We start from the raw sequence: 21,981 nt of genomic DNA, 5'->3' as shown, positions 1-21,981 counted from the left end.
CGGGTCTGACGTTCGTTTTGTCTTACTTGCCGGTCAGGCCACGGCGCTCCAGCAACGGCTCGATGACCGGATCGCGGCCACGGAAGTTGTGGAACAAATTCATCGCATCGTCCGTGCCGCCGCGAGACAGCAGCTTGGCGCGGAACCAGTCGCCGTTCTCGCGCTTCAGGCCGCCCTTCTCCTTGAACCATTCGACGGTGTCGGCGTCCAGCTTCTCCGACCAGAGATAAGCGTAGTAACCGGCCGAGTAGCCGCCCGAGAAGCTATGCGAGAAATACGTGGTCCGATAGCGCGGCGGCACCGGTGCGAAGTCGACGCCCATGTCCTTCAGCGACTGCGCCTCGAAGGCCAGCACGTCGGTCGGGATTTGCGCCGGGGTCAGCTGGTGCCAGCGCTGGTCCAGCAGCGACGCGGCCAGGTACTCGGTGGTCAGGAAGCCCTGGTTGAACTTCTTCGACGCGATCACCTTGTCGAGCAATTCCTTCGGCATCGGCGCGCCGGTCTTGTAGTGCTTGGCGTAGTTGGACAGCACCTCCGGCCACACGGCCCACATTTCGTTGACCTGCGACGGATACTCTACGAAGTCGCGCGGCACGCTGGTGCCGGAGAAGCGCGGATACTTCACGTTCGAGAACATGCCGTGCAGCGCGTGGCCGAACTCGTGGAACGCGGTTTTGACCTCGTCGTAGGTCAGCAGGGTCGGCTCGCCGGCCGGCGGCTTGGGAATGTTGAGGTGGTTGGCCACCACCGACTTCGTGCCCAGCAAGGTCGACTGCGAGATGTATTCGTTCATCCAGGCGCCGCCCTGCTTGTTGCCACGGGCGTACATGTCGGCCAGGAAGATGGCCAGCTGCTTGCCGTCGGCGTCGAACACGTCGAACACGCGCACGTCCGGGTTGTACACCGGCAGATCCTTGCGTTCCTTGAAGGTGATGCCGTACAGCTTGGTGGCGGCGAAGAAGACGCCGTTGACCAGCACGTTGTCCAGTTCGAAGTAAGGCTTGAGCTGGTTCTCGTCGAAGGCGAAGCGCTGCGCGCGCACCTTGTCGGTGTAGTAAGCCCAGTCGGCCGCGCCGATCTTGAAGGCGCCCTTTTCCGTGTCGACCACCGCTTGCAGGTCGGCCGCTTCTTTTTTAGCGTTGGTGACGGCCGGCGGGGCCAGTTCACCCAGCAGCTTGTTGACGGCGGCGGTGTCGTGCGCGGTCTGGTCTTCCAGCGAGTAGGCGGCGTAGTTGGCATAGCCCAGCAGGGTGGCCTTTTCGGCGCGCGCCTTGGCGATCTTCAGCACCACCTGGCGGTTGTCGAACTCGCCGCCATTGGCGCCGCGCGACAGCGATACGGCCATCAGCTTGTCGCGCACGGCGCGGCTTTTCAGCACGGCCAGCGGCGGCTGGCCGCTGGTGTTGACCAGCGCGATCAGGAACTTGCCATCCTTGCCCTTGGCCTTGGCGGCGGCGGCGGCCGCGTCGATCTCGGCGTCGCTCATGCCGGCCAGTTCCTCGCGGGTATCGACCAGCAGCGCCGAGGCGTTGGTTTCCTTCAGCACGTTCTGCGTGAAGGTGGTCTGCAGGGTGGCGATGACGCCGTTGAGCGCCCGCAGTTTGTCCTTGTCGGCGGCAGACAGGTTGGCGCCGGCGCGGACGAAATCGGTGTGGTAGCGTTCCAGCAGATGCTTCGATTCGGCGTCCAGCTTCAGGCTGTCGCGCTTGTCGTACAGCGCCTTGACGCGCGCGTACAGCTTGGCGTTGAGATAGATCGCGTCGCCGTGGGCGGCCAGCTTGGGCGACATTTCGCTGTCGATGGCGTCGAGCTTGTCGTTGGTGTTGGCGCCTTGCAGGTTGCCGAAGGTGGTTTGCACGCGCGTCAGCAACGCGCCGGATTTCTCCATCGCCACGATGGTATTGTCGAACGTCGCCGGCTTCCTGTTGCTGGCGATCGCATCGATTTCCTTCAGTTGCTGGCGCATGCCTTCGGCGTAGGCCGGCAGGAAATGCTCATCCTTGATCTTGTCGAAGGCCGGATAGTGGAACGGCAAGGTGCTGGCGGTGGCCAGCGGGTTGCCGGCCAAGGAGGCGGCCGGGGCGGCCAGAACTGTCTGGGAGAAGGCCAGGCCTAGGGCGACGGCGACAACAAGCATCTGGGGACGGGACATGATCTGCATCTTTCAATAAGCGCCAGGAAAAATGCCGGCGCGGCAAAGCGCGGCACGGAAGCGCAAGATCATATCAGGGTGATAGACAAGCAGTCACCCGCAAAAAATGGTGCACTGCACTTGATTGGAAATGGTGCATATTTTCCGAAGAATGATTTGCTGCACCGCCCATTACGGCGCTGAGAGGCGCTCGGTGTCGGCGCCGACCGTAGAAACGGCACCGCCGATCCGGCCGCGCACAGTACGCGTCAATTATCTGAATCATTACACTTTGTATTAAGATCGCGGCACCCAACCAGGAGAACCACCTTGCCGCGCACCTTGCTCATTGCCGCTTTACTCGCCGCCGGGGTCGCCGGCACCTCCCATGCCGCCATCACGCCGGAGGCCTTCAACAAGGTGGCGCCGCCGCCAGGCCTGTACCGCATCGACAGCGATGCCTCGATGCGGATGTCGCCCGACAGCGCCACCGTCCGACACCAGCTCGATAGCGCCAGCGGCAAGGTCGACGTGACCGCCACGCAGCCGGGAAAAAGTCCCCAACGGATCTACAACGGCGCCAGTGGGCAGAAGCCGTACTGTTTGCCGCCGCGCAGCGGCAAAGCGCAGATCCTGCCGCCGGAAATGGCCGCTTCGGCCTGCAAGAACATCTCGGAAAGCATCACCGACACCACCCTGGTCACCGAATCGCAGTGCGCCATCGGCAAGATCAAGATCACCATCCGCAAGCTCGGCAACGACAAATGGGAGATGACCCAAGAGTCCGACACGAAGACGTCGCCGGCGGCGTCGAACATGAACGCCATGCGGCCGATGCTGGAGAACGCGGCCAAAAACGCCCCGACGGCGGAACAGCGCGCGCAGGCGAAGCAAATGCTGGCCGACCTGCCGCGCCAGCAGGCCGAGATGCAGGCGGCGCTGGCCGAGACCAGGGCCGATTTGCTCAAGGAGCAGGCCAGCGCCAGCTCGGCGGCGGAGAAAGCAGAAATCGCCAAACAGTTGCAAGCGATGGATCAAGGCGGCCCGAGCATGCATGCCATCAGCCGTTCGCTGTGGACGCGTATCGGCGGCAGCTGCGGCGCGGTGCCTTAGCCTGTCGCTCAGGGGCGCATTGCCGCCTCGATGCGGCGGTCGGGCAGGAACCACAAGATCGCCACCAGCACCAGCAGCGCGAACGACGCCCACACCGACGCGAACGCCAGCGGCACGGCGAGCAGATACAGCACCATGGACGCCATGCCCTTGCGGTCCTTGCCGACGGCCTTGGCCAGGACGCGATCCTTCGGGTTGCAGGAGATGAGCATGCGCTCGAGGATGAAATAAGCCACCGACGCCAAAAACAGCGTGGCGGCGTACAGCGCGACCGGCAACGGCGCGAAATGGTTCTCGCCCATCCAACCGGTGGCGAACGGGATCAGCGACAGCCAGAACATCAGGTGCAGATTGGCCCACAACACATTGCCGTTGACCACGGTCGAGGCGTGCAGCATGTGATGGTGGTTGTTCCAGTAGATGCCGACGTAGACGAAACTGAGCACATAGCTGAAAAACACCGGCACCAACGGCTCCAACGCCGCCAGATCGGCCCCGTGCGGCACCTTCAGTTCCAGCACCATGATGGTGATGATGATCGCGATGACGCCATCGCTGAACGCTTCAAGCCTGCCTTTGCCCATCTGATTCCCCAGTGTTTTTGTGGGCTGATTTTACAGGATGGCAGACGGCTTGGCGGCGTCCGGTCCTCCCCCATCGGTTAGATGCGCATGAGCTGGCATCGAAGGCCGAAATGCGAGGCTGCCTTTGCCATAATGCGATCAAAGGTCCACAGTTCCGCTTGGTATTGCTGGACCAAGGCCAAATGCAGTGCGTCTCCTGCGCGAACGCTTGTCTGCCATCCATCCAACATATGCGCCGAACCTGTATGCCCAATGCAGACAGTAACTCCACCTCGGTCCAGCTGCTACAGGCAAGAGCCTCGCCAGGACTGGTCATTAAGCGCTCTGCAAGTTGGCTGCCGGATTCTGGAAGCAGGAAAGCGATCAGAACGCTGGTATCGACATACCGCATCAGAAACGATCCGAATCCCGCATTTTACGAATGAATTCAGCGGCAGGCTCACCTCGATAGCGAATGCCGGCCCGATGTCCGGCCAAGCTCGGAACCTGCTGGCGGGGCTGGTCGCTTTTAACGATCTTCACAACGGCTTTTCCATGCTTGGTGATCGTCACCTGCTCACCACTTTCCACTAACTCGACCAGCTTGCTAAGCTGTGCTTTCGCTTCAGCCAAAGAAAACGTGTACATGGGAACCTCGCGACCATCTGGATAGTCATTTGATCATAGCACCATGCGAAACCGACCGCACGTTCGACGGTAGCGTTCTGAGCTGCGTCGATCGTGCGCTCTTTGGCGCGGCACGAACAATTGATGAAGATTCGCACCACGGACTTTCGCATCCATTTAAGCATCAGCCTGACCACCGCCCTCGGCACGGCAGGTTTGATCGCCAAGGTTTATGGCCTGCTCCCATCGCAGTAAGCGGCGAAACACACGCAACTCGACAATATCAATTTAACCACATAAACTGGCATCCACTATTCCTTGGTGGCGCCATGATGAAATCAAACATTTTCAACAAAAAGATCCTTGCTCCCGCATTCGGCCTGGCCTTGCTGGCAGGCGTGAGCATCCCATCTGGCGCCGAAGCGCAAAACATGCAAGCTGTTGCCGACTTCAACAGCTGTCAGAAGCCGGAATGGCCCAAGGAAGCGCTGCGTAACGAACAGACTGGCGCCGTAACGCTGTCGTTCCTGGTAAGCGACGAGGGAAAAGTGACGGACTCGGTGATCGTCAAGTCGAGCGGCTTCCCCTCGCTGGACGAAGCAGCGCAGCGCGGCATCGGGCGCTGCCGATTTCGCCCGGCAAAAATCAACGGCACGGCGGTCGGTGGCTGGACGCAGATGCAATATGTGTGGAGCATCGATACGCGCGAGCGAAGGCAGCAGGCGGTGGACCGCGCGGAGACCTATCGCGCAGCCGCGCTGAAAGGCGATTTACAGGCCTTGTATGAGCTGGGGATGCTGTATCGGGGATCGCACGGCTTGCCTGCGGATCCGGCATATGCGACCAGGATGTTTCGCCTGGCGGCGGAACGCGGACAGCCGGATGCGCAATATGAGCTCGCAAACATCTTAAACTACGGGGTGGGCGCGGAAAAAAACCCCGAGCAGGCACTGGCCTACTATCAAAAAGCTGCACAGCAGGGCAATGTCCAGGCTCAGCGCAAGTTGGCCGGATTCTATGAAACGGGTACCGGCGTCGCGCGCACCCCCACGCTCGCGGCGGAGTGGTATCGCAAGGCCGCCGACCAGGGCGATCATGCATCCGAGGATAAATTGGGCAGCTATTACGAGAACGGGACTGGCGTTGAACAGAGCGATGCCAATGCCGTGGCGTGGTACCGCAAGGCGGCCGAAGCCGACCTGCCGGCGGCTCAGACACATCTTGGCCTCATGTACTTACGCGGCAAAGGGGTCGAAAAAGATTTGGCTCTGGCCAGGCTTTGGCTTGGAAAGGCTGCGCAACGGCGCGATCCCCGGGCGGAGGCGGTAATGGGCGAGTTGTACCTTGCAGGCAAGGGCGTGATGCAAAGCCCGGTCGATGGCTGGAACTTCCTGCAGCGGGCCGCGGCAGGGGGAAATGTCCAGGCGATGGCAGTGATGGGATATATGCTCACCAGGGGAATGCACACGGCGCCGGATCCGGAACAAGGCAAGGTCTGGCTGCGCAAGGCCTCCGCCCTGGGAAGTCCGATAGCCGGTCGCTGGCTCGATAACAGCGAGGTCGCGAACTACATTTTTGGCGAGTGATCGGCTCCGGAGCTTTCGCGTTCGGCGCTGCGTCAATCGTGCGCTCTATGCCGCGCCTACACGACGGCGTAAAGTAGCGATCAATGAGGAGGAGTCCATCATGAACAGCAATCGCGAGTCCCAGCAGGGCCAACCTTACATCGCCGAGCGAGTCGCCCATCTGGAGACGGCGATCGACTACCAAGGCCAGGCCGTATCGGGACTGCGCGACGAAATGCGGGCCGGCTTCGTCCGTACCGACGCCGAATTCGTTCGCGTCCACGAGCAATTGATGAAGATTCGCACCACGGACTTCCGCATTCTGTTGAGCATCTGCCTGACCACCGCCCTCGGCACGGCAGGCTTGATCGTCAAGGTGTATGGTCTGCTCCCGTCTCCTTGAGCGTGGACCATCGCACCAACGCCTCATTACTTTGGGAACTACTGGCGAATCTCCGGCTCGACCAGTTGCGCCAGCAGCACCAGCGACTCCTGCCAGCCCAGATAACACGCCTCGGCCGGGATCACCGCCGGGATACCCTCCTGCACCACCTTAATCTCCACGCCGCAGAACACCTCGCGCAGTGTCACCGTCGTCTGCATCTGGCCCGGCAGGTTGGGATCGTCGAACTTGGCCGTGTACCGCAGCAACTCGTTAGGCACCAGTTCCAGGTATTCGCCGCCGAACGAGTGGCTGTCGCCGGTGGTGAAATTGGTGAATGACATGCTGTACGTGCCGCCGACCTTCGCGTCCATCTGGTGGACCTTGCCGGTGAAGCCAAACGGCGGCAGCCATTTGGCCGTGGCGTCCGGGTTCAGGAAGGCGCGATAAACGCGGTCCGGCGTGGACTTGAGGACGCGATGCAGTTGCACGGTATTGGTGGTCATAATCGATTCTCCTGAAAGAAGTAGAGGACAGCCCTCAGATCATACGACGAACGACAAACGGTCGATTCGACATCGTCCCGCATATTTTTTCAGGCGTCGTAACCCGTCAACAACGGCGTGGCGCCTGCTACCCGCCCAACGTGATGGCCCGGCCCTGCGCCTTGGCGAGGTACAGGCCGGCGTCGGCGCGGCGCAGCATGGCCTCGATGGTGTCCGATTCCGACAGGCGCATGGCGATGCCGGCGCTGTACGACAGCTCGAAGTCCAGGGTCGGCAGCACATAGTCGGCCAGCCAGTCGCGCAGGCGGCGGTCGTAGGCCTGGACGGCGGCGATGTCGGCGCGGTTGAGGAGCACGCAAAATTCCTCGCCGCCATAGCGGCAGAAGACGTCGCCGGTGCGGCTGACCGCCCGCAGCGCCGCCGCGAAGCGCTGCAGCGCGCGGTCGCCGGCGGCATGGCCGCGCGTGTCGTTGAGTTGCTTGAAGTGGTCGAGGTCGAGCATCAGCACCCCCATCGGCTGCCGGTAGCGCACGCTGATCGCCAGGTCGATGCCGGCCTGCGCCAGCCAGGCGCGGCGGTTAAGGGCGCCGGTGAGGCCGTCGACCGTGGCCAGGCGCTCGAGTTCGCGCGCGGCCTCGTCGCGGTGGGCCAGCAGGATGGCCGCCAGCGACAGCACCACCGTGATGTTGGCCACCAGCGCGAACACCAGGTTGACCACGTGCGGCGCGAAGAAATGCGGGAAATCGGCCGTGTAGAAGGCGCCCAGCGCGCCGCGCCAGGCCGTCACCACCATTTGCGCCAGCAGCGAGATCACCAGCAACCAGCGCCAGCGGCCGACCGGCGCCTGCGGCCGGCGGCACAGCGCCATGACCACCATCGCCATCTGCAGGGTCAGCAGGCCGTTGGCCCAGCCGACGCGGAAGGCGTAGCTCGAAAAGCCGGCGCCGTAGCCGAGCGTCAGCAGCACGGCGATGATGGCCGGCGCGCGCGCGGTGGCTTGGCGGCCGCACCACAAGTCGAAAGCGACCGCGTTGAACGCCATGCCGCCGGCGATGCAGCCCATCGACAAGGTCGACAGCAAGCGGTCCAGCCAGCCGCCGGGCTCGCACGTGCTCGACAGCAGCAACAGCACCCAGCCGGCCGTCTGCAAGACAATGCCGACCTGTGCGCGCCGTGCCGGCCGGTTGACGTGCCCCATGAAATACGGCAACGCGACCGCCATCGTCAACATGTTGAGCGTCATGGCGATGAGCAAGGTGGAAACGTCGATGTGCATGAAAAACCACGGGAGAGCGTGGCTGGGGGCGGCACGCGGGCCGATAGTATAACGCACAACCATCTGTTCCATCAGACAACTTTATGGGCATTGACACAACTAAATATCGGCGTTGCGTCTTGCGCGTGGGAACAGAAGGCCGAGCTCGGCTACACTGCGGTCTGCGCTTACCACTAAAGGAATTATCGATGGAAAATTTCCCGGAGTTGCTCGACACGCTGACGCAGCAGGAAAAGGAATTGCAGTTCACCGCGTTCGGCAGCGATACCGCGCTGGCGCTGGGCTTGAAGGTGGTCGAGCTGGCCAAGGACAGGCAGAAAATCGTGACGGTCAACATCACCGTCAACGGCAAGGTGCTGTTTCACCACGCGATGCAGGGCGCCTCGGCCGACCAGGCCGACTGGATACGCCGCAAGAACAATGTGGTGGAGCGCTTCGGCCGCTGCTCGTTCTTCATCGGCATCGACCATAAACACCGCGGCGTGGCGTTCGACGAGATCAAGTATCTCGATCCGGCCGACTACGCGGCCCACGGCGGCGCGTTCCCGATCACGATCAGGAACGTCGGCATGATCGGCACGGTGACGGTGTCCGGCCTGCGCCAGGCGGAAGACCACGCGATCGCCGTCGAGGCGCTGCGCGCGGTGCTGGTATAAATCAGTAGTGTGGCGGCGGCTCGTGCGCGAGCGCACCGCCGCTGTTGCCTTGCGCCTGGTCGCGCACATGCTGGACCAGCGCGGCGCACATCTGCTCGAGCTTGTCGATTTGCTGCTGCTGCTCGTAGACACGCTGGTTGAGCGACTCCACGATGTATTCCTGGTGCGCCAGTTTGGTTTCGATATCGATGAAGCGGTCTTCGGTGTTACCCACGGCATACTCCCTGCTGGAAAGCATGCATTCTAACCGCCCCGCCGCTTATTTCAGATAGACGCCCCCGCACAGCACCATATCGTCTTCCGGCACGCAGTACATGCTCTTCGGTTCGATCTTGCCGTTGGTCGGGTTGGTGAACTTGTAATCCTGCCAGAACGGCTTTTTCTTCTTGGCCAGCTCGATGCGCTCCTTGATGAAGAATTTGCCGTCGACGTCGCGGATTTCCATCAAGTTCTTGCCGATCATCTTGGGATTGGCGCCGTGCGTGCGCACCGTACCGTCGAGACCGTAAATCACCAGATACAGGTCGCGGTCGACGAACTGGCCGTCCTTCTTGCCGATCTCGGCGTAGGTTTTCTCGTTGCCGTTGGCCTTCCAGTATTTCAAGCCCTTGGCCACCATGGCCTCGGCTTCCGCCTTGGTGGCGAATTCCTCGGCCTGGGCTGCGGGCAAGAGCGCGCAGGAGAGCAGCAAAGCAGCGATAAGTCGGATACGCAAGATGTCACCTCCGGAAGCAGTCGGACCAAAGCGGTCGGCAAATCGATGCTAGCACATTGCTCGTGGACAACGCGCGCCTATCGATGGTTTACGGCTTCACTTCCGGCTTGGGTGTGGTTAAAAGTTCCTTCATCCTTGCCAGCCGCTCTTTTGGCGTGATGATCTCGGATTCGACCGGCGCGGCGGTGCCGACATCGAGTTCCATTTCCTTGATGAAGCGGGACGGGTCGCAATGGACCTGCTCGCCGCCGCGCTTGCGCTTCTTGCACCACGTGATCTGCAAGGTGCGCTGGGCGCGCGTGATGCCGACGTACATCAAACGCCGCTCCTCCTGCACGCGGGCGGCGATGGTCTCGGCCGGCGCGTCCGGGTCGCCCTTGTGCGGCAGGATGCCCTCCTCGACGCCGACCAGGAACACGTGCGGATACTCCAGTCCCTTGGACGCGTGCAGGGTCGACATGCGCACCGCGTCCGGATCCTCGTCCTGGCCCTCCAGCATCGACATCAGCGCCACCATCTGCGTCAGCTCCAGCACGTTCTTTTCGTCGCCGTCGCGGTCCTTGCCGCCACGGCCGCGCTCCTTGAGCCAGTTGGTGAACTCCAGCACGTTCTGCCACTTGCCCTGGGCCGCGCGCTCGTCGAACATGTCGTACAGGTAGGACTCGTAATTGATCGCCTCCAGCAGGTCGTCCAGCACCTGGGCGGCATTGTCGCCGCTCCCGCTCGGACCCGGACGGCTGGCGCGCGACTCGAGGTTGTTGATGAAGTTGCAGAACTCGCGCAGCGGTCCCAGCTGGCGATCGTTGAGCAGGGCTTCGATGCCGCCCTTGAACACGGCCTCGAACAGCGAGCACTGCCACTGGCCCGAGAAGGTGCCCAGCGTTTCCATGGTCGACTGGCCGACGCCGCGCCGGGGCGTGGTGACGGCGCGGATGAAGGCCGGATCGTCGTCGGTGTTGGCCAGCAGGCGCAGGTAGCTGATGATGTCCTTGATCTCGGCCTTGTCGAAGAAGCTTTGGCCGCCGGAAATCGTGTACGGAATGCGTTCCTTGCGCAGGCTTTGCTCGATGATGCGGGCCTGGTGGTTGCCCCGGTACAGGATGGCGTAGTCGGACCACTTGTTCTTGCGCTGGAAATGGTCGGCCGAGATCATGATGGCCACCTGCTCGGCCTCCTGGTCGTCGTTGGCCATGCCGAGCACGTTGATCGGCTCGCCCAAGCCGTGTTCCGACCACAGCGACTTCTCGAACAGCTTGGGATTGTTGCCGATCACCGCGTTGGCCGCTTGCAAGATGCGGGTGGTCGAGCGGTAGTTCTGCTCCAGCTTGATCACCTGCAGGTCGGGAAAGTCGGTCTGCAGGGTCTTCAGGTTTTCCACCGAGGCGCCGCGCCAGGCGTAGATGGCCTGGTCGTCGTCGCCCACGGCGGTGAACATCGGCTTCTTGCCGATGCCCGTCACCATCAGCTTGACCAGCTCGTACTGGCAGGTGTTGGTGTCCTGGTACTCGTCCATCAGCAGGTAGCGCAGGCGGCGCTGCCACTTGTCGCGCACCGGCTCGTTGCTGCGGAACAGTTCCACCGGCAAACGGATCAAATCGTCGAAGTCGACCGCCTGGTAGGCAGACAAGGTCGCCACATAGCTGGCGTAGATGCGCGCGGACTGCGCCTCGTCCTCGTCCTTGGCCTGCTGCAGCGCGATCATCGGGTCGACCAAGCCGTTTTTCCACAGCGAAATGTCGGTCTGGATGCGGCGCACCACCTGCTTGTCGGTGGTGATGGCCAGATCCTGGATCAGGGAGCCGCAATCGTCGCTGTCCATGATGGAAAAGCGGTCCTTGAGGCCGACGCCGTTGGCCTCCTGGCGCAGGATCTTGACGCCCAGCGAGTGGAAGGTCGACACCGTCAGCTGCTTGGCCTGCTTGGGCTGCTTGAGCAGCTTGGCGATACGCTCCTGCATTTCCAGCGCCGCCTTGTTGGTGAAGGTCAGCGCGGCGATGGTGCGCGGGTCGTAGCCCCGGTCCTCGATCAGGTGGGCGATCTTTTGCGTGATCACGCGCGTCTTGCCCGAGCCGGCGCCGGCCAGCACCAGGCACGGGCCGTCCAGATAGGTCACGGCTTCGCTTTGCGGGACGTTGAGGCCGAATTGTGGTGCTTTGGACATCGGGGGACGATCTGACGAGGGAATAGCCAACCATTGTAGCAGCGCAGGGCCGTGGCTTGCAGGCTGGCGCTGAGGCTTTATGACATTTGCGTTACCATGTTGGCCTGGAGCGCACATGCGCCGCTTTTACACGGTAGAACTATGAAATTCGAACATTTAATAGAGATTAACGACCCGCTGAATCCTTTGATCGACGCCCTGACTCCCGAGCAAGTGTGGGCCGGCCTGGTGCTGAGCGCCGAGTCGCCGAAGTTGTTCGTGCCGCACCTGGACGATTGCATCGTCGACGAGCGCACCGACAACGGCTTCCGCCGCCGCCGCCGATTTGGCGAGCTGGTGGTCGAGGACCATGTGGTGCTTGAACCGATGCGCCAGTTGCGCTATGAAGTGGCGCCGCAGCAAGACATCAGCCGCCAGAGCCTGACGGTGACCATCGAAACCCCGACCGCCGACACCCTGTACGTGCGCTTCCAGTACCAGGACGACCACGACGCCGCCACCGACGCCGCCAACGCCATGTACGACGAGTTCCGCAAATCGGCCTACCAGGAGTCCGATATCGACATGATCCGCGTGCTGCGCGACCTGGCCTCGCAGGGACGGCTCGGCGCCACGCTGAACTAAAAGCGCTAAAGCGCCGCCGCGCGGCCCCACACTTGTTCCATCCGCAGCGGCGGCGCGTTCAGCGCCGCCACCTGGGCATTGGTCAGCACTTCGCGGATCGCGTGCAGCGGCATGCGCGTGTCGCGCTCGAGAAACACCTCCAGCGGCGCCCCGCGCGGGCCGAGCACCGACTCCACATGCGGCGTCGTCGATTGCAGCCCGCGCCGCGACACCACCGCCACCTCGCCGTTGATCAACCGTACGTAACTGCCGATGGGATAGATGCCCAGCTCGCGGATCAGCAGCGACGCCAGGTTGGTGTGCAAGGTGGTCCTGGCTTCCAGCAGGATGTCGCGCAGCGCCGCGTTGGCCGACATCGCCGGGCGGTAGCCGCGCTCCGATACGCGCGCGCAATACCGATCGGCCAGGATCACCAGCTTGGCCAGCGGCGGAATCTGCGCCCCGGCCTTGCCGAACGGGTAACCGGTGCCGTCCTCGTTTTCATGGTGGTGCAATACGCAATCGACCCAGGTCGGGTCGATGATCCCCACATCGGCCAGCAAGCGCGCGCTCAGCTCGGGATGGGCCATCATGCGCTCGCGCTCGGCCGCGTCGAAGGCGGCGGCGCCGTCATGCCAGCGCTGCTGGTCCTCCAGCAAGCCCAGATTCATCGTCAGCGCGGCCAGGGTGACGGCCATGACGTCGTCCGGCGAGCGCTCGCGGGCGCGGGCGAGCACCTGCGCGACGATCGCGGTGTCGATGCAGTGGCGCACCGGATAAGGCGCCTGCCGCTGGTTGTGCAGGATGCTGGCGGTGGCGATATCGACATTCAGCGAGATCGCGTCGCCCACCAGGGTCGCGATCTCTTCGAGCTTTCGGCGCAGGCCGGGCGGGGCCGCGCGCCGGGCGATGGCTTGCTGCAAGCCCTGCAGTTCCAGGCAGGCGCCGTTGAGCTTGCGCAGCACGGACTCCGGCCCGGCCGATTCCGGGCCCTGGTCGCTATAGTCTTCAAAATTGCCGCGCTCGATCAGATAGTCGATCTGATTGGCGCTGGCGATCATGTGTCCCTTACGTACAAGCAAAGCACCGGTGTCGCTATAAACATTCCACGGAATCAGCATTCCCAACTTCAAATCCGCCGCCGTGACCTTACGTATCTTCATCAAACCACTACCGGAATTATCGAAATCGCAGCATAAAGGTTCTCAATAGAAATGTGTGACTTTTTTTGTATCGTTGTGTGACATTCCAGAATCATGGCGCGGGTGTGCAGTCGACGCACGGGTCGTCGTGCTTGGGTTCGTTCGCCAGTTGGTGCGCCAGGTCGCGCAACGCGGTGCGCACGCCCTCCTCCACCACCGGATGGTAAAACGGCATGTCCAGCATGGCGGCCACGCTCAGCCCGGCCTGGGCGGCCCATGACAGCAGATGGCCGATGTGCTCGGCGCGCGGGCCGATCATCTCGGCGCCGAGAAAGCGGCCGCTGCGGAACTCGCCGTAGACGCGCAGCATGCCCTGGTTTTGCAGCATCACGCGGCTGCGGCCCTGGTTCTCGAACGACACCTTGCCGACCGCGAAGCGGCCCGTGTGCGAGGCGCACAATTCCTCGTGGCTGGCGCCGGCCGTGGCGATCTGCGGCTCGGTGAAGGCGATCGTCAGCGGCGTGCGGCGCAGGCCCGGCTTGACGTCCGGATAGCGGGCGGCGTTGTCGCCGGCGATGCGGCCCTGGTCGGCCGCCTCCGGCAATTGCGGGCGATCGTTGTCGGCGTCGCCGGCGACGAAGATCGGGCTTTGCTGGCACTGCATGGTGTATTTGTCGTACAGCGGGATGCCGTGGTGGTCGCGCTTGAGACCGGTATTTTCAAGTCCCAGCTCGTGCACGTTCGGACGCCGTCCCACCGCCGACAGCAGGTGGCTGAAGCGCTCGGTGCGCTGCTCGCCGTCCAGCCGCGTGCTGGTGACAACCAGTTGCTCGCCGTCAAGCTCCACCTTGGTCACCTTGGTTTCATAGCGGATGTCGAGTTCAACGCTCATGGCGCGGCGGGCCACCGCCAGCACGTCCGGGTCGCTCAACTGGGCAATGCTCTCGCCGCGCGCGAAAATGGTCACGCGCACGCCCAGCCGGTGCAATGCCTGCCCGAGCTCCAGCCCGATGATGCCGGTGCCGGCGATGGCGATCGATTCCGGCAAATCGTCCCAATAGAACACGGCGTCGCTGTTGATGACGCGCGGACCGGCGGCTGCCCACTCCTCCGGCACGATGGGAGTCGAGCCGGTGGCGATGACGAAGCGCTCGGCCTGGACCAGCGTGTGGTCGTCCACCTGGAGTTTGTTTTCACTGATAAAGCGCGCGTGGCCGTGGAGCTTGTCGGCGGCCGGATAACCGTCGACCGCTTCGACGACGAAGCCGACAAAGCGGTCGCGCTCGGCGCGCACGCGCGCCATCACGGCCTTGCCGTCGATGCGGACCGGCCCCGGATGGACGCCGAAGGCAGGCGCCGCCTTCGCCGCGTGTGCGGCCTCGGCCGCTGCGATCAGCAGCTTGCTGGGCATGCAGCCGACCCGGGCGCAAGTGGTGCCGTACGGGCCGCTCTCGATCAGCACGGCTTTCTTGCCGCCGGCGGTCGCCGCGCGGTAGGCCGTCATGCCGGCGGTGCCGGCGCCGATCACCGCAACTTCTGTCTTGATAGTCTTCATGATGTGTTCCGATTGGTTTTCTAATTTTACTTTGGAGCAAAAGAGCATTAGTATTACTTATTGTATTTCAATTTTATAAGTAGCACTTATGGCTCCACTAGACTATCGCGCGCTAGCCGTGCTGGACGCTGTCGCCAGCCATGGCAGCTTTGAAAAGGCCGCGACCGCGCTCGGCATCAGCCAATCGGCCGTCTCCCAGCGCATCAAGGCGCTGGAGGACGCCGCCGGCCGCCTGCTGATCGTGCGCGGCCAGCCGGCCGTGCCGACCGGGCTCGGCCAGCGGCTGGTCTCGCACCACCGCAGCGTCAAATTGATGGAAGCCGCGCTCGACATCGATCTCGGCAACAAGGTTAGCATGCCGGAGATTTCCCTGGCGATAGACGCCGCCAGCCTGGCCACGTGGTTCCCGCTGAGCTTGCAACCGCTGCTGTCGCCGCCGCGTTGCCAACTCAACATTCAGCAGGCCAGCCGCGACATGGCCCTGCATCTGGTGCGGGAGGGTAGCGTATTCGGCAGCATCGCCGCCGCCCAGCCGCACCCCGAGCATCCGGCCAACGGCCCGGAGGTAACGCCGCTGGGCAAGCTGCGCTATGTGTGCGTGGCCACGCCCGTGTTCGCCGGCCACTGGTTCGGCGACGGCTTTTCGGCCGAGGCGGCGCGGCTGGCGCCGGCGGTGGTGTGCGACCGCGACATGATGGCCGGCTTCCTGCGCGAGGCGCTCGACCTGGACGGTCCGTATCCGCACCACACGGTGCCGCTGTCGCCGGCCAGCGCCGAATGCGTCCACGGCGGCCTGGCCTACGGGCTGATGCCGCTGTCGCAGGCCACCCGGTCGCTGGCCGACGGCCGCCTGGTCGATCTGGCGCCGGGCAGGCACGTCGATGTGGCGCTGAACTGGCACGCGTGGAACCTCGACACGCCGTTCACGCGCGCGCTCAGCGAGCAAATCATCGCCACCGCGCGGCGTTGCCTGTTGCAATAGCCGCTATCGTTAAATATCGAGCGGATCGACTTCCAGCGACCATTTCACGCGGCTTTTCATTTCGCGCAGGGTCCACAACCACTCCTTCAGGAACTGCTGCAGCATCGGCCGCGACGCCGATTCGACCAGCAACTGCGCGCGGTCGACGTTGTGTACGCGGGTCATGCTCATCGGGATGGGGTCGTTGATGGTGATGCCCGGATGCTCGACGCAGTCGCGGGCGATGGTCAGGAATTCGATGGCAGTCGCCAGCTCCGGCGCCTCGGCCCGCAACAGCGCCTGGAACAGATACGGCGGCAGCGCGGCCTGCTCGCGCTCCTCCAGCAGCGCCGACGCGAAGTGGTCGTAATCGTGGTGTACCACCGCGCCGTACAGCGGATGCTGCGGATAGCGGGTCTGGATCAGCACCTCGCTGACGCTGCCGCCCTCGGTCCGCCCGGCGCGGCCGGCGCGTCCCGACACCTGCATCAGCTGCGCGAACAGCCGCTCGCTGGCGCGGTAATCCTGCGAAAACAGCGCGGTGTCCGGATTGAGAATGCCGACCAGCGTAAGCTTTTTGAAGTCGTGGCCCTTGGCCACCATCTGCGTGCCGATCAGGATATCGACCTCGCCGCGATGGACGGTATCGAAGGCCGCCTGCGCGCTGCCCTTCTTGCGGGTCGAGTCGGCGTCGATGCGCAGCACGCGCGCCTCAGGGAACATGGCCTGCAAGCCCTCCTCGACGCGCTGGGTGCCGCGTCCCAGCGGTTGCAGGTCGACGTTGCCGCAGGTCGGGCAGTGGCGCGGGATGCGCAGCTCCAGGCTGCAGTGATGGCAGCGCAACCGGTGCTCGGGACGGTGCAGCACCATGAACGAGGTGCAGCGCGTGCACTCGCTGATCCAGCCGCACGATTCGCAGCAGATCACCGGCGCGTAGCCGCGGCGGTTGAGGAACAACAGCGATTGCTCGCCGCGCTCCATGCGCTGCCTGATGGCGGCGATCAGCCCGGAGGTCAGGCCGTCCTTCGGCTTGTCGCGCTCCATGTCGATCAGCTTCACCTGCGGCAGCACGGCGTTCTTGACGGCGCGTTCGCGCAGTTCCAGCTTGCGGTAGCGGCCCGACTGCGCGTGGTGCCAGCTTTCCAGCGACGGCGTGGCCGATCCGAGCACGATCGGAATCGCCAGCTGCCAGGCGCGCCACACCGCCAGGTCGCGCGCCGAATAGCGCAAGCCTTCCTGCTGCTTGTACGACGGGTCGTGCTCTTCGTCGATGACGATCAGCTTCAGGTTCGGCAGCGACGCCAGGATCGCCAGCCGCGTGCCGAGCACGATGCGCGCCCGGCCCTGGTGCGCGGCCAGCCAGTGCAGCATGCGCTCCCCCTCCGACAGGCTGCTGTGCAGGGTCGCCAGCATCACGCCGGGGAAGCGCGCGCGGATATTGCCTTCCAACTGGGGCGTCAGGTTAATCTCCGGCACCAGGATCAGGATCTGCGCCTCCGCCTCGCGCGCCAGCACCTGGGCGCAGGCCTGCAGATACACCTCGGTCTTGCCGCTGCCGGTGACGCCGTACAGCAAAATGGGCGTGAAGCCGGCAGCGCCGCCGATGGCGTCGGCCGCTTCCTGCTGCGAGGGATTGAGCACTGGCATGTTGAGCGGCGTGCCGTCGTGCGGGGCATCGAGCTTGGCCAGCTTTTTTATCGCCTTGTCCAGGGTCAGCGGGGTCGGCGCGCGCAGGTTCTTTGGCAATCCCGGCAGGGCCACCTCGCCCAGCGGACGCTGATAGTAGTCGGCGGCAAAGCCGGCCAGCGCCAGCCATTGCGCCGACAGCGGCGCCAGCTGGCTGCGGACCGCCAGCGCATCCTTCAATTTCCCGTCCGGCACATCGGTCTCCGCCGCCACGCCAACGATCAGGCCCATCACCTCGCGCGCGCCGAACGGCACGAACGCCAGCTGGCCGACCTGCGGCTGCTCCGTCGCGTCGCAATACCAGCGGTAATCGAAGATGGCATTCAGCGGCGTATCGAGCGCCACCTGAAGAATGCAATGGTGAAAGAGGCCCTGCATAGATCCAGTCACATGAAATCGGTGCTGTGGAAGACTCCACGGTTTTTTGTGGATAACTTTGTGGACAAGAGAATCTTAATCTCCGGAAACCAATCACTTAACAGTTGGTAGCCGCGCTAACTGTTCAAATATTCGAATTTATTTCCGTTTAAAATCAAACACTTGGAAAAAGCCCCCTAGGAGGCGGAGAAAACCGGTTTTTTCTCCGCAGCTGTGCATAAGTGAAGTATTTGGGATTATTTTTTAACGATTTTCAACACTTTACGGGCCGTTTTAATGGCTACCGGAAAGTACAACATTAAGTCGATAACGACAAATTTTATACAGGAAGCGCTCAAATGGTTTGCGCGGCCCTAACTTCGTTATCAACCCAGCCATATTGCCTAAAAATCGTGCAGCGCAACATAAAGCTCATGCAAAACAACAACATTATGGCTAAGTCACGGTTTACTAAGTACTTTTATTTTTTATCCACAGTTTTTGTGGATAACTTTGTGGACAATGAAGAAATAAACCTGGCGAAGCCCGACTTATGGGTTTACAACCAGTACCTACCCTCATCCGACGACCTTATAATTACCCTTACAAATCAATCACTTACAATACATCCTCGGGCGATGGAAATTGTGCTGCCTGTTATTCTTGCACCAAAAAAAATTGTGCATAAGTCGGTTTGCTTTCCTCTGCGCACCAATGAAAATGGGGCACGCCCCATCGGAACGTGCCCCACGGGTTTGCGGTGGATCAAGACGCGCGCTGGACCTTGCTGTAGGTGTGGACAGCATCCACCATGGCCGCCACATTCTCCGGCGGCGTGAACTGGGAGATGCCGTGGCCCAAATTAAATACGTGTCCATGCCCGTTTTCCGGCTTGCCAAAGGCGTCGAGCACCTTGTGCACTTCGGCGCGGATCTGCTCCGGGCTGGCGAACAGGATCGCCGGGTCCAGATTGCCTTGCAGACCGACCTTGTGGCCGACCAGTTTGCGCGCCCGCGTCAGGTTCACGGTCCAGTCCAGCCCCACCGCGTCGGCGCCGATGTCGGCGATCTGCTCGATCCACTGGCCGCCGCCCTTGGTGAAGACGATGGCCGGAATTTTGACGCCGTCCGGGTCTCCATCCCTGCGGCGTTTGAGCAGCGACACCACCTGGCGCATGTAATCGAGCGAGAACGCCTGGTAGGCGCCGTCGGCCAGCGCGCCGCCCCACGAGTCGAAGATCATCACCGCCTGGGCGCCGGCGTCGATCTGGGCATTCAGGTACTCAGCCACCGCCTTGGCGTTGATGGCCAGGATGTGGTGCATCAGGTCCGGACGGTTGTACAGCATCTTTTTAATGGTGTGGAACTCGCGCGAGCCCTGGCCCTCGACCATGTAGCACGCCAGCGTCCACGGGCTGCCGGAAAAGCCGATCAGCGGCACGCGGCCGTTCAACTCCGTGCGGATCTGCGTGACGGCCTTGAATACATAGTCCAGCGACCCCAGTTCCGGCGCGCGCAGCGCCAGCACGTCGGCTTCGGTTTTGAGCGGACGCTCGAACTTGGGGCCCTCGCCCTCGACGAAATACAGGCCCAGGCCCATGGCGTCGGGCACCGTCAGGATGTCGGAGAACAGGATGGCCGCGTCCAGCGGGAAGCGCTCCAGCGGCTGCAATGTCACTTCGGTGGCGTAATCGGGATTGGTGGCCAGGCCCATGAAGGACCCCGCTTTTTGTCGCGTGGCGCGGTATTCCGGCAGGTAGCGCCCCGCCTGACGCATCAGCCATACCGGGGTGTGCCCGGTCGGCTGGCGCAACAACGCACGCAAGAAGGTGTCATTCTGAAGCGGAGCAAATTGTGGCATGAAAGGCAATCAAAAAGCGGGGAAAGGGCTATTATCGCACTCCGCGCCAATTTTTTTGCGAGGACGCTGGAACATTGCGCGCCCTTTCTCTATCATCCTAGCACCCCGCCCCATCACCCAACCCACGCCCCCCGGAGCCGCCATGAAATCAGAAGCATCGACCATCGCCGAATACGGCACCTGGCCATCGACCATCAGCGCCGAGCGCGTGGCGGCCGGCGCCACGCCGATGTCGTCGCTGATGCAGGGCGGCGCCGACGGCGGCGATATCTTCTGGCTGGCCGGACGCGCCGCCGAGGCGGGCCGCAACACGCTGCTGCGCCACCACGGCGCCGTCACCGACGAGCTGACGCCGGCGCCGTTCAATGTGCGCAGCCGGGTGCATGAATACGGCGGCGGCGCCTACGCGGTCGACGGCGAAACGGTCTACTTCTCGCATTTCGCCGACAACCGCGTTCACCGGCTGGATTTCGCCGCCGATGACGACACGCAGGCCGCGCCGGTTCCGCTGACGGCCGGCGGCAAGCAGCGCTTCGCCGACTTCGTGGTCGACCGCGCGCGTGGACGCCTGATCGGCGTGCGCGAACTGCACGGCGAGGATGGCCATGGCGAGCCGTCCAACACCATTTGCGCGATCAACATCGCCGACGGCGGCGAAACGGTCTTGGCGCAAGGCGCCGACTTCTATTCGTCGCCACGGCTGTCGCCGGACGGCCGCGCGCTGGCCTGGCTGACCTGGGACCACCCGCGCATGCCGTGGGAAGGCACGACGCTGTGGCTGGCCGAATTCAAGGACGACGGCATGCTGGCGGCGCCGGTGCGCGTGGCCGGCGGCGCCGACGAATCGATCTGCCAGCCGGAATGGTCGCCGAACGGGCTGCTGCACTTCGTCTCCGACCGCAGCGGCTGGTGGAACCTGTACCGGCTGGGCGCGGACCGCCAGGGCGTGGAGGCACTGTGTCCGATGGAGGCCGAATTCGGCGCCCCGCACTGGACCTTCGGCAATTCGATGTACGGCTTCCGCTCGGCCTCCGAAATCATCTGCACCTATATCGACAAGGGCGTGAGCCGGCTGGCGCGCCTGCTGCCGGCCAGCGGCAAGCTCGAAGCGATCGCCAACCCGTACGAGGAAATCCGCGAGCTGCGCGTGGCGCCGGGCTACATCGCCATGCTGGCGGGCGGCCCGTCGATCCCGCTGGAGCTGGCGCGTATCGACTTCACAGAGGAAGGCGTGGAGATCCTGGCGCAGTCGATCGCCGACCTGCCCAACGAGGACAACCTGTCCATTCCCGCCAATATCAGCTATCCGAGCGCCAACGGCCGCACCTCGCACGCGTTCTTCTACGCGCCGCGCAACCGCGACGTGCGCGCGCCGGACGGCACCAAGCCACCGGTGATCGTCATCAGCCACGGCGGACCGACCGGCATGACCGTCAACACGCTGAAACTGGCTACCCAGTACTGGACCAGCCGGGGCTTCGGCGTGCTGGATGTGAACTACGGCGGCAGCACCGGCTTCGGCCGCGCCTACCGCGACCTGCTCAAAGGCCAGTGGGGCATCGTCGATGTCGAGGACTGCGTGGCGGGTGCCCGCGCGCTGGTGGAGCGCGGCCTGGCCGACAACGACCGCCTGATCATCCGTGGCGGCAGCGCCGGCGGCCTGACGACGCTGTGCGCGCTGACCTTCCACGATGTCTTCAAGGTCGGCGCCAGCTACTACGGCGTCTCCGACCTGCAGGGGCTGGACGACGACTCGCACAAATTCGAATCGCGCTACACCGCCTACCTGATCGCGCCGCAGCCGCAGGCGCAAGCGCTGTACAAGGAGCGCTCGCCGATCAACCACACCGACAAGCTGGCGCGCCCGATGATCTTCTTCCAGGGACTGGACGACAAGGTCGTGCCGCCACAGCAATCGGAGATGATGGTCGACGCGCTCAAGGCGCGCGGCGTGCCGGTGGCCTATGTGCCGCTCGAAGGCGAGGGCCACGGCTTCCGCAAGGGCGAGAACATCGTTCGCACCCTGGAGGCGGAACTGTACTTCTACCAGCGGATCTTCGGCCTGCATGATTCCTCGGCAGCCGCGCCGGTCCACATCGACAACCTGAAAGACTGATCCACG

General features: G+C 63.4%; 19 protein-coding genes. 7 read left to right on the top strand and 12 right to left on the bottom strand.

What is annotated here, in order from left to right; all coding sequences use genetic code 11:
• Nucleotides 1-22: 22 nt before the first annotated feature.
• Complete coding sequence (locus AC0IYS_RS01435; RefSeq protein ID WP_471708775.1) at nt 23-2,137, bottom strand: M3 family metallopeptidase; 2,115 nt, start codon at nt 2,135-2,137, stop codon at nt 23-25.
• A 324-nt stretch (nt 2,138-2,461) separates the two neighbouring features.
• Between AC0IYS_RS01435 and AC0IYS_RS01430 the strand changes: the two genes are divergently transcribed.
• Entirely contained in the window at nt 2,462-3,244 is a 783-nt protein-coding gene (locus AC0IYS_RS01430; RefSeq protein ID WP_471703508.1) for a hypothetical protein, read from the top strand.
• An 8-nt stretch (nt 3,245-3,252) separates the two neighbouring features.
• Here AC0IYS_RS01430 and AC0IYS_RS01425 read toward each other — a convergent pair whose 3' ends face one another.
• Both AC0IYS_RS01425 and AC0IYS_RS01420 read right to left on the bottom strand, forming a co-directional pair.
• Nucleotides 3,253-3,828: a TMEM175 family protein gene (locus tag AC0IYS_RS01425; RefSeq protein ID WP_471703507.1), complete on the bottom strand. Its 576-nt coding sequence runs from the start codon at nt 3,826-3,828 to the stop codon at nt 3,253-3,255.
• A gap of 390 nt (nt 3,829-4,218) precedes the next feature.
• Nucleotides 4,219-4,455 carry a type II toxin-antitoxin system Phd/YefM family antitoxin gene (locus AC0IYS_RS01420; RefSeq protein ID WP_471703506.1) on the bottom strand — a complete coding sequence of 79 codons (237 nt, stop codon included), beginning with the start codon at nt 4,453-4,455 and terminating at the stop codon, nt 4,219-4,221.
• A gap of 308 nt (nt 4,456-4,763) precedes the next feature.
• Between AC0IYS_RS01420 and AC0IYS_RS01415 the strand changes: the two genes are divergently transcribed.
• On the top strand, nt 4,764-6,020 hold the full coding sequence (locus AC0IYS_RS01415; protein WP_471703505.1) for a TonB family protein: 1,257 nt from the start codon (nt 4,764-4,766) through the stop codon (nt 6,018-6,020).
• 100 nt (nt 6,021-6,120) lie between these two features.
• A complete protein-coding gene (locus tag AC0IYS_RS01410) occupies nt 6,121-6,402 on the top strand; it encodes a hypothetical protein (protein ID WP_471703504.1) in 282 nt (93 codons plus the stop codon).
• Nucleotides 6,403-6,440: 38 nt separating this feature from the next.
• Here the strand turns inward: AC0IYS_RS01410 and AC0IYS_RS01405 are convergent, their stop codons facing one another.
• Nucleotides 6,441-6,887, bottom strand: a complete 447-nt coding sequence (locus AC0IYS_RS01405; protein ID WP_471703503.1) for an SRPBCC family protein — start codon at nt 6,885-6,887, stop codon at nt 6,441-6,443.
• A 127-nt stretch (nt 6,888-7,014) separates the two neighbouring features.
• Entirely contained in the window at nt 7,015-8,163 is a 1,149-nt protein-coding gene (locus AC0IYS_RS01400; RefSeq protein ID WP_471703502.1) for a GGDEF domain-containing protein, read from the bottom strand.
• Between the two features lie 188 nt (nt 8,164-8,351).
• On the opposite strand from AC0IYS_RS01400, the gene AC0IYS_RS01395 reads away from it, so the two are divergent.
• The gene (locus tag AC0IYS_RS01395; protein WP_471703501.1) at nt 8,352-8,819 is read left to right on the top strand and encodes a heme-degrading domain-containing protein; all 468 of its coding nucleotides are present in this window, start codon (nt 8,352-8,354) and stop codon (nt 8,817-8,819) included.
• A gap of 1 nt (nt 8,820) precedes the next feature.
• Here AC0IYS_RS01395 and AC0IYS_RS01390 read toward each other — a convergent pair whose 3' ends face one another.
• The 3 genes from AC0IYS_RS01390 to AC0IYS_RS01380 all read right to left on the bottom strand — a co-directional run bounded on the left by AC0IYS_RS01390 (nt 8,821) and on the right by AC0IYS_RS01380 (nt 11,695).
• On the bottom strand, nt 8,821-9,033 hold the full coding sequence (locus AC0IYS_RS01390; protein ID WP_471703500.1) for a SlyX family protein: 213 nt from the start codon (nt 9,031-9,033) through the stop codon (nt 8,821-8,823).
• Nucleotides 9,034-9,078: 45 nt separating this feature from the next.
• On the bottom strand, nt 9,079-9,534 hold the full coding sequence (locus AC0IYS_RS01385) for a cache domain-containing protein (protein WP_471703499.1): 456 nt from the start codon (nt 9,532-9,534) through the stop codon (nt 9,079-9,081).
• Nucleotides 9,535-9,622: 88 nt separating this feature from the next.
• Nucleotides 9,623-11,695: a UvrD-helicase domain-containing protein gene (locus AC0IYS_RS01380; RefSeq protein WP_471703498.1), complete on the bottom strand. Its 2,073-nt coding sequence runs from the start codon at nt 11,693-11,695 to the stop codon at nt 9,623-9,625.
• A 141-nt stretch (nt 11,696-11,836) separates the two neighbouring features.
• Between AC0IYS_RS01380 and AC0IYS_RS01375 the strand changes: the two genes are divergently transcribed.
• Nucleotides 11,837-12,319 carry an AtaL-like protein gene (locus AC0IYS_RS01375; protein ID WP_471703497.1) on the top strand — a complete coding sequence of 161 codons (483 nt, stop codon included), beginning with the start codon at nt 11,837-11,839 and terminating at the stop codon, nt 12,317-12,319.
• Between the two features lie 5 nt (nt 12,320-12,324).
• Here the strand turns inward: AC0IYS_RS01375 and AC0IYS_RS01370 are convergent, their stop codons facing one another.
• Nucleotides 12,325-13,461, bottom strand: coding sequence for an HD-GYP domain-containing protein (locus tag AC0IYS_RS01370; RefSeq protein ID WP_471703496.1), 1,137 nt, complete (start codon nt 13,459-13,461; stop codon nt 12,325-12,327).
• Nucleotides 13,462-13,552: 91 nt separating this feature from the next.
• Nucleotides 13,553-14,995: a dihydrolipoyl dehydrogenase gene (locus tag AC0IYS_RS01365; protein WP_471703495.1), complete on the bottom strand. Its 1,443-nt coding sequence runs from the start codon at nt 14,993-14,995 to the stop codon at nt 13,553-13,555.
• Nucleotides 14,996-15,083: 88 nt separating this feature from the next.
• Between AC0IYS_RS01365 and AC0IYS_RS01360 the strand changes: the two genes are divergently transcribed.
• Nucleotides 15,084-15,977, top strand: coding sequence for an ArgP/LysG family DNA-binding transcriptional regulator (locus AC0IYS_RS01360; RefSeq protein WP_471703494.1), 894 nt, complete (start codon nt 15,084-15,086; stop codon nt 15,975-15,977).
• Nucleotides 15,978-15,986: 9 nt separating this feature from the next.
• On the opposite strand, the gene AC0IYS_RS01355 is transcribed toward AC0IYS_RS01360, so the two are convergent.
• On the bottom strand, nt 15,987-18,020 hold the full coding sequence (locus tag AC0IYS_RS01355; protein WP_471703493.1) for a primosomal protein N': 2,034 nt from the start codon (nt 18,018-18,020) through the stop codon (nt 15,987-15,989).
• A 744-nt stretch (nt 18,021-18,764) separates the two neighbouring features.
• The gene (gene hemE, locus AC0IYS_RS01350) at nt 18,765-19,859 is read right to left on the bottom strand and encodes a uroporphyrinogen decarboxylase (RefSeq protein ID WP_471703492.1); all 1,095 of its coding nucleotides are present in this window, start codon (nt 19,857-19,859) and stop codon (nt 18,765-18,767) included.
• A gap of 142 nt (nt 19,860-20,001) precedes the next feature.
• Here hemE and AC0IYS_RS01345 point away from each other — a divergent pair, with 142 nt between their 5' ends.
• Nucleotides 20,002-21,975 (top strand): dipeptidyl-peptidase 5, encoded by a 1,974-nt coding sequence (locus tag AC0IYS_RS01345; RefSeq protein WP_471703491.1) that lies wholly within the window; start codon nt 20,002-20,004, stop codon nt 21,973-21,975.
• The last annotated feature ends 6 nt before the right edge of the window (nt 21,976-21,981 follow it).

The organism is Duganella sp. AC237 (assembly GCF_979254035.1).
This window is presented reverse-complemented; position numbering and strand designations above follow the sequence as displayed.

What these genes read in the sequence shown, in the direction of transcription:
- AC0IYS_RS01435 (WP_471708775.1), bottom strand. Translation starts at nt 2,137, where the DNA reads ATGCTTGTTGTCGCCGTCGCCCTAGGCCTGGCCTTCTCCCAGACAGTT.
- AC0IYS_RS01425 (WP_471703507.1), bottom strand. Translation starts at nt 3,828, where the DNA reads ATGGGCAAAGGCAGGCTTGAAGCGTTCAGCGATGGCGTCATCGCGATC.
- AC0IYS_RS01420 (WP_471703506.1), bottom strand. Translation starts at nt 4,455, where the DNA reads ATGTACACGTTTTCTTTGGCTGAAGCGAAAGCACAGCTTAGCAAGCTG.
- AC0IYS_RS01415 (WP_471703505.1), top strand. Translation starts at nt 4,764, where the DNA reads ATGATGAAATCAAACATTTTCAACAAAAAGATCCTTGCTCCCGCATTC.
- AC0IYS_RS01410 (WP_471703504.1), top strand. Translation starts at nt 6,121, where the DNA reads ATGAACAGCAATCGCGAGTCCCAGCAGGGCCAACCTTACATCGCCGAG.
- AC0IYS_RS01405 (WP_471703503.1), bottom strand. Translation starts at nt 6,887, where the DNA reads ATGACCACCAATACCGTGCAACTGCATCGCGTCCTCAAGTCCACGCCG.
- AC0IYS_RS01400 (WP_471703502.1), bottom strand. Translation starts at nt 8,163, where the DNA reads ATGCACATCGACGTTTCCACCTTGCTCATCGCCATGACGCTCAACATG.
- AC0IYS_RS01395 (WP_471703501.1), top strand. Translation starts at nt 8,352, where the DNA reads ATGGAAAATTTCCCGGAGTTGCTCGACACGCTGACGCAGCAGGAAAAG.
- AC0IYS_RS01380 (WP_471703498.1), bottom strand. Translation starts at nt 11,695, where the DNA reads ATGTCCAAAGCACCACAATTCGGCCTCAACGTCCCGCAAAGCGAAGCC.
- AC0IYS_RS01375 (WP_471703497.1), top strand. Translation starts at nt 11,837, where the DNA reads ATGAAATTCGAACATTTAATAGAGATTAACGACCCGCTGAATCCTTTG.
- AC0IYS_RS01370 (WP_471703496.1), bottom strand. Translation starts at nt 13,461, where the DNA reads ATGAAGATACGTAAGGTCACGGCGGCGGATTTGAAGTTGGGAATGCTG.
- AC0IYS_RS01365 (WP_471703495.1), bottom strand. Translation starts at nt 14,995, where the DNA reads ATGAAGACTATCAAGACAGAAGTTGCGGTGATCGGCGCCGGCACCGCC.
- AC0IYS_RS01360 (WP_471703494.1), top strand. Translation starts at nt 15,084, where the DNA reads ATGGCTCCACTAGACTATCGCGCGCTAGCCGTGCTGGACGCTGTCGCC.
- AC0IYS_RS01355 (WP_471703493.1), bottom strand. Translation starts at nt 18,020, where the DNA reads ATGCAGGGCCTCTTTCACCATTGCATTCTTCAGGTGGCGCTCGATACG.
- hemE (WP_471703492.1), bottom strand. Translation starts at nt 19,859, where the DNA reads ATGCCACAATTTGCTCCGCTTCAGAATGACACCTTCTTGCGTGCGTTG.
- AC0IYS_RS01345 (WP_471703491.1), top strand. Translation starts at nt 20,002, where the DNA reads ATGAAATCAGAAGCATCGACCATCGCCGAATACGGCACCTGGCCATCG.